This is a genomic window from Pseudoalteromonas sp. APC 3495 (assembly GCF_030407645.1).
GTDB lineage: Bacteria > Pseudomonadota > Gammaproteobacteria > Enterobacterales > Alteromonadaceae > Pseudoalteromonas > Pseudoalteromonas tetraodonis.
Map to the genome: position 1 here is coordinate 111,272 of NZ_JASDDA010000010.1, position 6,456 is coordinate 117,727.

Consider the following 6,456-nt stretch of genomic DNA (forward strand, 5'->3'; position numbering starts at 1 on the left):
TTTAATGACTTATATGTATTAAGGCTTATCTTTTTCTCCAGCCGCTCCATACGTCATCTTCTTGGTTGGATTTGTTTTTCTTCTTTTTCTTACCTGTGCCTTCAGGCTTTGCCATTGGCTTATCATTTTTAAGTGCTTGTGCGGCATCAAGGTTGGCTTGATTTACTGCAAAGCCTGTAACCTCTTCGCGCTCTAAACGTAGTTTGTTTTTCTTTTCAATAATTCTAAAGTGATGGAAGTCTTCATAATCAATTAACGATAACGCTAAACCGACTTCGCCGGCACGGCCGCTTCGGCCAATACGGTGCATGTAATCAGCGGGGCTGCGTGGTAAGTTAAAGTTAATTACTACTGGTAGCTTTTCAATATCTAAACCACGGGCTGCAATGTCGGTGGCAATTAGTACTTCTATTTCGCCCGCTTTAAACTTTTCTATTACCCGAGAACGCTCGCTTTGGCCTTTATCACCATGGAACACTTGCGCATTCACGCCGCGCTTTTCAAGCTTGCTGGCTAAGTGCTCACAATCTTTTTTAGCGTTGACAAATATCAGCGCTTGGCGCCATTTGTGCTGCTTAATTAAATGCGCTAAAACCGTGGTTTTTTCGCCTTTATTAACTGTAAATACGCGCTGTACTAAGGTGCTTTCGTCTTTACTTTGAACTTGTATTTCAACCGGATTATTTAACAGCTCTTGCGTTAAAAGCGTTACTTGCTCTGGGAAAGTCGCTGAAAACAACATGGTTTGCTTTTTAGCCGGCATTAATGCCAATAGCTCAGCAAGCTCTTCAGTAAAGCCAAGGCTTAACATGCGGTCAGCTTCGTCAAGCACTAAGGTTGAAACTTTATCCAGCTTAATGGCATTACTTGAGATCAAATCAAGCAAACGTCCAGGGGTTGCCACGATAATATCGGCACCGCCACGTAGTGCCTGCATTTGGGTATTAACCGATACACCGCCAAACACCGCTACCGTTTTAATCGCGCCATTAAAGTTTGCAGAGTATGATTTAACACTATCAGCCACCTGCGTTGCCAGCTCACGAGTAGGCACTAAAATTAGCCCTGAAACAAAGTTACCTTTGCTCGGCGTTTTATTCGCGCCTTTTGCTAAAAATAGCGTTTGTAGCATAGGCAAAGCAAAGGTTGCTGTTTTACCTGAGCCGGTATTTGCCCCCGCAATTAAGTCACTCCCCGCCAAGATACTTGGAATTGCTTTTGCCTGAATCGGCGTAGGTTGCGAGTATTCAAGATCAGACAAACGAGCTAGTAGCTCTGGGATAAGGCCAAGTTCGGTAAACGTGCTAGGGCTTGCGGCTGAGGTCATATTTATTACGGGCTTATTGCTAAAAAAGTAGCCTGTAATTTTAGCGTATTTAGCACGTATTAAGTAGGGGTTAGTGATTTAAATAATATTTAGCTACAACTAATAAAAAGACGCTTGCGCGTCGTTTTTATTTAACAGTAACTAAAAACCCTAGTTACGCTTATCAAACTCTGCTTGTAACCTAGCTTTTGTTTCTTTTAAGTAATTTATATAAGGGTATGAGTCATCTGCAATGGCTAATGCAGACTCTATCTGTTCAAGCGCTTGACGAGTATCACCTTGCATTTCATAGCCATAAGATAAGGCAGAAAGCGCATCGACTGATTTTGGGTGGTTTTTTAAATTGTACTTAAACACCTCAATAGCACGGGTAAACTGCTTGCTGCCCGTTAGGTTATAACCGAGTGATCTAACAGCACGGTCTGGTGGAGATATCTGCTCGCCCCATTGGTGAGATAATGTTTTGTAATAACCATCAATAGAGGCTACATCGTCAGTTAAAGCACTTATAGGCATTTGTTTAGGTAAAAATAAGTTGTAATAGGCATTAAATACGCCAGCAGCAGCGGTTAAGTTATGCGAGATACCATCAAACGCATCACTAGAGAAGCGTAACCCTGGCACTTTATGTGATTGCAGTGATTGCTGTAATTCATCATACCTTTCACGCATTATACCGGCTTCTTCGCCAATATTAATGTAAACGTAATTGTTAAGTTCTTTCGTTTTAGTTATAAACGATTTTGTGCTTTTTACCGATGCGCCATAATTCCACCAAACCGCAGGGCTATATGCAATATGCGCTTGAAATAGTTCGGGCTTTGCCTGCAAAGCATATAGCGCAAATACACCGCCCGCAGAGGCGCCAGATATAACCTTATAGTCATGCGTGCGATAGTTCTTATTTACTAAAGGAATGAGCTCTTGCTCAAAGAACGCTAAAAACGTTGCCGCACCGCCCCCTTCACCAACTGGGCCCTGTGGCTCTTTATTCACTGTAGGGTAAAAATCTCTAAGTCGATTAGTGTTTTCAATAGCGACAATAATAACCTCAGGCGCACGATTATCATTTTGTAAACGCTCAATAACAGAACTTGCAAGCGGTATATTACCCGCGCCATCTAAGCGATATATAACAGGATATACCTTATTTGGCTCAGCTTGATAACTCTTTGGTAACTGTACGACAACTGTGCGTTCTTCGTTTAAAACAACCGATTTAATAGTATGTGTGTACTGAGAGTAATCTGTACTTTGCTGTTTAGTGCCAGATTGTGCAAAGGCACTTTGTGAACTAAAAATACTAAAGCTAACAAAACAAATAACGGTTAATAAACGCATGACTAATCCCTTAGAGAATAATAAGTTACTTAAGCTAACAGAGTTTCAGGCACAAAAAAAGCGCCTTAAGCGCTTTTTTAACATTAATAAAAACCTATAACCTTTTGATTTTACTCAACTGTAACCGATTTTGCTAGGTTACGTGGTTGGTCAACATCAGTGCCTTTAATGACCGCTACATAGTACGACAGTAACTGTAGTGGAATTGTATATACAACAGGGGCAATTACGTCATCTACGTGGTTTACGTTGATTACACGCATTGTGTCGTCTGACTCAAAGTGTGAGTCTTTATCAGCGAATACATAAATGATGCCGCCGCGAGCACGTACTTCTTCTACGTTTGATTTAAGCTTTTCAAGCAATTCATTGTTTGGTGCTACAACAATAATTGGCATGTCGGCATCAATAAGCGCTAATGGGCCGTGTTTAAGCTCACCTGCTGCGTAGGCTTCAGCGTGAATGTATGAAATCTCTTTAAGCTTAAGTGCGCCTTCCATCGCGATTGGGTATTGTGAGCCGCGCCCTAAAAACAGTGAATGGTGTTTATCAGCAAATTCTTCAGCAAGGTCTGCAATGCCATCAGCCAATAGTAGCGTTTCTTCTAATTTAGCTGGTAGCAGTTTAATAGCGTTAACAATCGCGCTTTGATCTAAGCCTTTCTCTTGCGCAATAGACGCAGTAAGCATTAACAAACCAACAAGCTGCGTAGTAAATGCTTTAGTAGAGGCTACACCAATTTCAGCGCCAGCTTTGGTCATAAAGGCAAGGTCTGATTCTCGCACAAGCGATGAGCCTGGTACGTTACAAATAGTCATTGAACCCATATAGCCTTGCTCTTTAGCTAAACGCAGTGCAGCTAAAGTATCAGCCGTTTCGCCTGATTGTGAAATAGTTACTAGTAGGCTATTTTCGTGTACAAATGACTGACGGTAACGGAACTCAGAGGCAATTTCTACGTTACAACTAACACCTGCAAATTGCTCAAGCCAGTAACGAGCAACCATACCTGAGTGGTATGACGTACCACAGGCAATAATTTGTACGTGTTTTACGTCTTTAAATATTTGCTGTGCGCTATCGCCAAAAGCATCAATCGCTACGCGGTCATCGTTTAAACGTCCTTCAAGGGTGTTACGTACTGCAAGTGGCTGCTCATAAATTTCTTTTAGCATGTAGTGACGGTAATCACCTTTGCCTGATGCATCTTGTGTGATGTTTGATTCAACAACTTCACGCTCAACCGCGTTGCCATCTGCATCAAAAATTTCTACAGTGTCGCGAGTAATACGCGCTACATCACCTTCTTCTAAGAAGATAAAGCTGCGAGTCACTGGTAATAATGCAAGTTGATCAGAAGCAATAAAGTTTTCACCAAGGCCTAAACCAATAACTAACGGGCTACCTGAGCGAGCTACAATAATTTCGTTATCATTCGCTTTATCAAACACAACGGTACCAAATGCACCTTCAAACTGCTTAACAGCAGCTTGAACTGACGCTAATAAAGTGGTGTGCTGCTGACGTAACTGATGAATTAAATGCACCATGACTTCAGTGTCGGTGTCTGATAAAAACTCGTAACCGTCGCCTTTAAGTGCTGCACGCAAGCTTGCGTGGTTTTCAATGATTCCGTTATGTACAAGTGCTAATTGATTGCTTGAAACATGTGGGTGAGCATTGGCTTCAGTTACACCGCCATGAGTCGCCCAACGAGTGTGTGCAATACCTGTGTGGCCGCTAACACCAGCTTGTTCAAGTGCTGACTCTAAGTTTACAACCTTACCAACTGCTTTAACTGTATTAAGTGTATTGCCTTCAAGTAAAGCTACACCTGCTGAGTCATAACCGCGGTACTCAAGACGCTTAAGGCCTTCAACTAAGATTTTATTTACTGGACGTTCTGCAACAGCCCCAACGATTCCACACATAGTGTCTCCATTAATTTTTTAATTCTAGCAACTTACGTTTTAGTTGCTATTCCATAATTTCTGCGCAAATTAGTTTTACACCACACGCCTCTATGGCTGCACGTTTATCACTTGCTAAGCCACTGTCGGTTATTAATGTGGTTACTGTTTGCCACGGTAATTCTAAATTTGGTATTTTTCGGCCAATCTTTTCTGACTCAACCAGCACAATAACTTCGCGCGCCGCTTTAGCCATCACTTGGCTTAATCCAACAAGTTCATTAAACGTGGTTGTTCCACGCGCTACATCAATGCCATCAGCACCAATGAATAGCTGATCAAAATCATATGAGCATAGAACATTTTCAGCTACTTGCCCTTGAAACGACTCTGAATGCGGATCCCACGTGCCACCTGTCATCAAAAGTGTTGGTTCATTTTCAAGTGCTAATAAACGTGTTGCCACTTTAATGGCGTTAGTCATAACAACTAACCCCTGCTTGGTAGCTAACTCAGGGATCATCGCTGCAGTAGTGCGGCCGCTGTCAATAATAATGCGGTTATGATCTTTTATAAGCGCCGCTGCTGCCTTAGCAATTGCTACTTTGCGCTTAGAATCGATCTCATCGCTTACTATCTCTTTTGGTAGCGCAATAGCCCCACCATAACGGCGCAGCAACAAGCCACTTTTCTCAAGCGCGGTTAAGTCTTTTCGAATGGTTACTTCTGATGTTTGAAACTGTTCAGCAAGAGTCTCAACGGCCACTTCACCAAGCTCATTTACTTGGCTAAGGATCAGATGACGGCGTTGCTGGGTGTTTCGTTTGGTCATTAAGTAACTGCTATTAAGTTTCGTTTCGAAAGTTAGGGGATTTTAAACGAAACATAATAAATGGCAAGTGAATGCATAAAAATAAAGCAGTTTTATTCAAATTATCATCATGCTTAAAGTAGGTTAAGCTAGGCACCATTATTTAAGTTAAACAAAATTGATATGCAGTCATTTAATAGTATTAGTAAAGAGAATCTAGCGCAGCGTAAAACTGTGCACGAAATTTGCCGCTTATTTAATAAAAGCCCCAGTAAAGGTAATTTAAAGCGAATAAAAGAATTATGCTCACACTGTGGTGATGGAGTAATTATTGAAGCGGGCTTTCATTGTGACTATGGCAGTCAAATACAAATTGGTGATCGTACTTTTATAAACATTAATTGCACTGTATTAGATGCACCAATTAATGAAGGTGTGATTACGATTGGTAGTGACTGCTTAATTGGCCCTAATGTTCAACTATTGGCCGTTTCGCATGCTGTGAACCCCACAGAGCGACTCAATAAAGAGAACTTTACAGCACCGATAATCATTGGCAATAACGTGTGGATTGGCGCGGGAGTTATTGTGTTAGCTGGTGTTACCATTGGTGATAACACTGTTGTTGGTGCGGGTTCAGTGGTAACTAAGAGCATTGCATCAAATACCGTGGTTGCCGGCAATCCAGCACGTGAAATAAGAAAGTGCTAAGGATCATCGTTAAGCCTTAGGCTCACATTTACCCTTATACCTCGAACCCGTATTTTCACTTTATTCCAGACGTAAAAAAGCCCGACTATTTCTAGTCGGGCTTTCTCTTATTTGGAGCCTGGTAATGTCCTACTTTCACATAGCAAATGCTACACTATCATCGGCGCTGTTTCGTTTCACTGCTGAGTTCGGCATGGGGTCAGGTGGGTCCAAAACGCTATTGTCACCAAGCAAATTTGGTGTAAGTTCGATTTAATCGACCTTACTAAAATTTGGAATTTCTGATAATAAAGTCTTCAAGTATCTACTTTAGTTATATTAACTTCTTCGCTTGTTTCACTATCACATAAAACGCG

General features: G+C 41.6%; 5 protein-coding genes and 1 rRNA gene. 1 reads left to right on the top strand and 5 read right to left on the bottom strand.

Going from position 1 to position 6,456, the window contains the following annotated elements; genetic code table 11:
- Positions 1–25: 25 nt before the first annotated feature.
- The 4 genes from QL984_RS06490 to QL984_RS06505 all read right to left on the bottom strand — a co-directional run bounded on the left by QL984_RS06490 (position 26) and on the right by QL984_RS06505 (position 5,410).
- The gene (locus QL984_RS06490) at positions 26–1,327 is read right to left on the bottom strand and encodes a DEAD/DEAH box helicase (RefSeq protein WP_128583405.1); all 1,302 of its coding nucleotides are present in this window, start codon (positions 1,325–1,327) and stop codon (positions 26–28) included.
- Between the two features lie 150 nt (positions 1,328–1,477).
- A complete protein-coding gene (locus tag QL984_RS06495; protein WP_128583406.1) occupies positions 1,478–2,668 on the bottom strand; it encodes an alpha/beta hydrolase-fold protein in 1,191 nt (396 codons plus the stop codon).
- 110 nt (positions 2,669–2,778) lie between these two features.
- Complete coding sequence (gene glmS / locus QL984_RS06500) at positions 2,779–4,599, bottom strand: glutamine--fructose-6-phosphate transaminase (isomerizing) (RefSeq protein WP_008466748.1); 1,821 nt, start codon at positions 4,597–4,599, stop codon at positions 2,779–2,781.
- A gap of 46 nt (positions 4,600–4,645) precedes the next feature.
- On the bottom strand, positions 4,646–5,410 hold the full coding sequence (locus tag QL984_RS06505; protein ID WP_016898983.1) for a DeoR family transcriptional regulator: 765 nt from the start codon (positions 5,408–5,410) through the stop codon (positions 4,646–4,648).
- A 162-nt stretch (positions 5,411–5,572) separates the two neighbouring features.
- Between QL984_RS06505 and QL984_RS06510 the strand changes: the two genes are divergently transcribed.
- A complete protein-coding gene (locus QL984_RS06510; protein WP_013466255.1) occupies positions 5,573–6,100 on the top strand; it encodes a sugar O-acetyltransferase in 528 nt (175 codons plus the stop codon).
- Between the two features lie 116 nt (positions 6,101–6,216).
- On the opposite strand, the gene rrf is transcribed toward QL984_RS06510, so the two are convergent.
- A 5S ribosomal RNA gene (rrf, locus tag QL984_RS06515) occupies positions 6,217–6,331 on the bottom strand.
- Positions 6,332–6,456 lie beyond the last annotated feature (125 nt).

Excerpts from the sequence above, each read along its gene's own strand:
- QL984_RS06490 (WP_128583405.1), bottom strand. The coding sequence starts at position 1,327 with ATGACCTCAGCCGCAAGCCCTAGCACGTTTACCGAACTTGGCCTTATC.
- QL984_RS06510 (WP_013466255.1), top strand. The coding sequence starts at position 5,573 with ATGCAGTCATTTAATAGTATTAGTAAAGAGAATCTAGCGCAGCGTAAA.
- QL984_RS06505 (WP_016898983.1), bottom strand. The coding sequence starts at position 5,410 with ATGACCAAACGAAACACCCAGCAACGCCGTCATCTGATCCTTAGCCAA.
- glmS (WP_008466748.1), bottom strand. The coding sequence starts at position 4,599 with ATGTGTGGAATCGTTGGGGCTGTTGCAGAACGTCCAGTAAATAAAATC.
- QL984_RS06495 (WP_128583406.1), bottom strand. The coding sequence starts at position 2,668 with ATGCGTTTATTAACCGTTATTTGTTTTGTTAGCTTTAGTATTTTTAGT.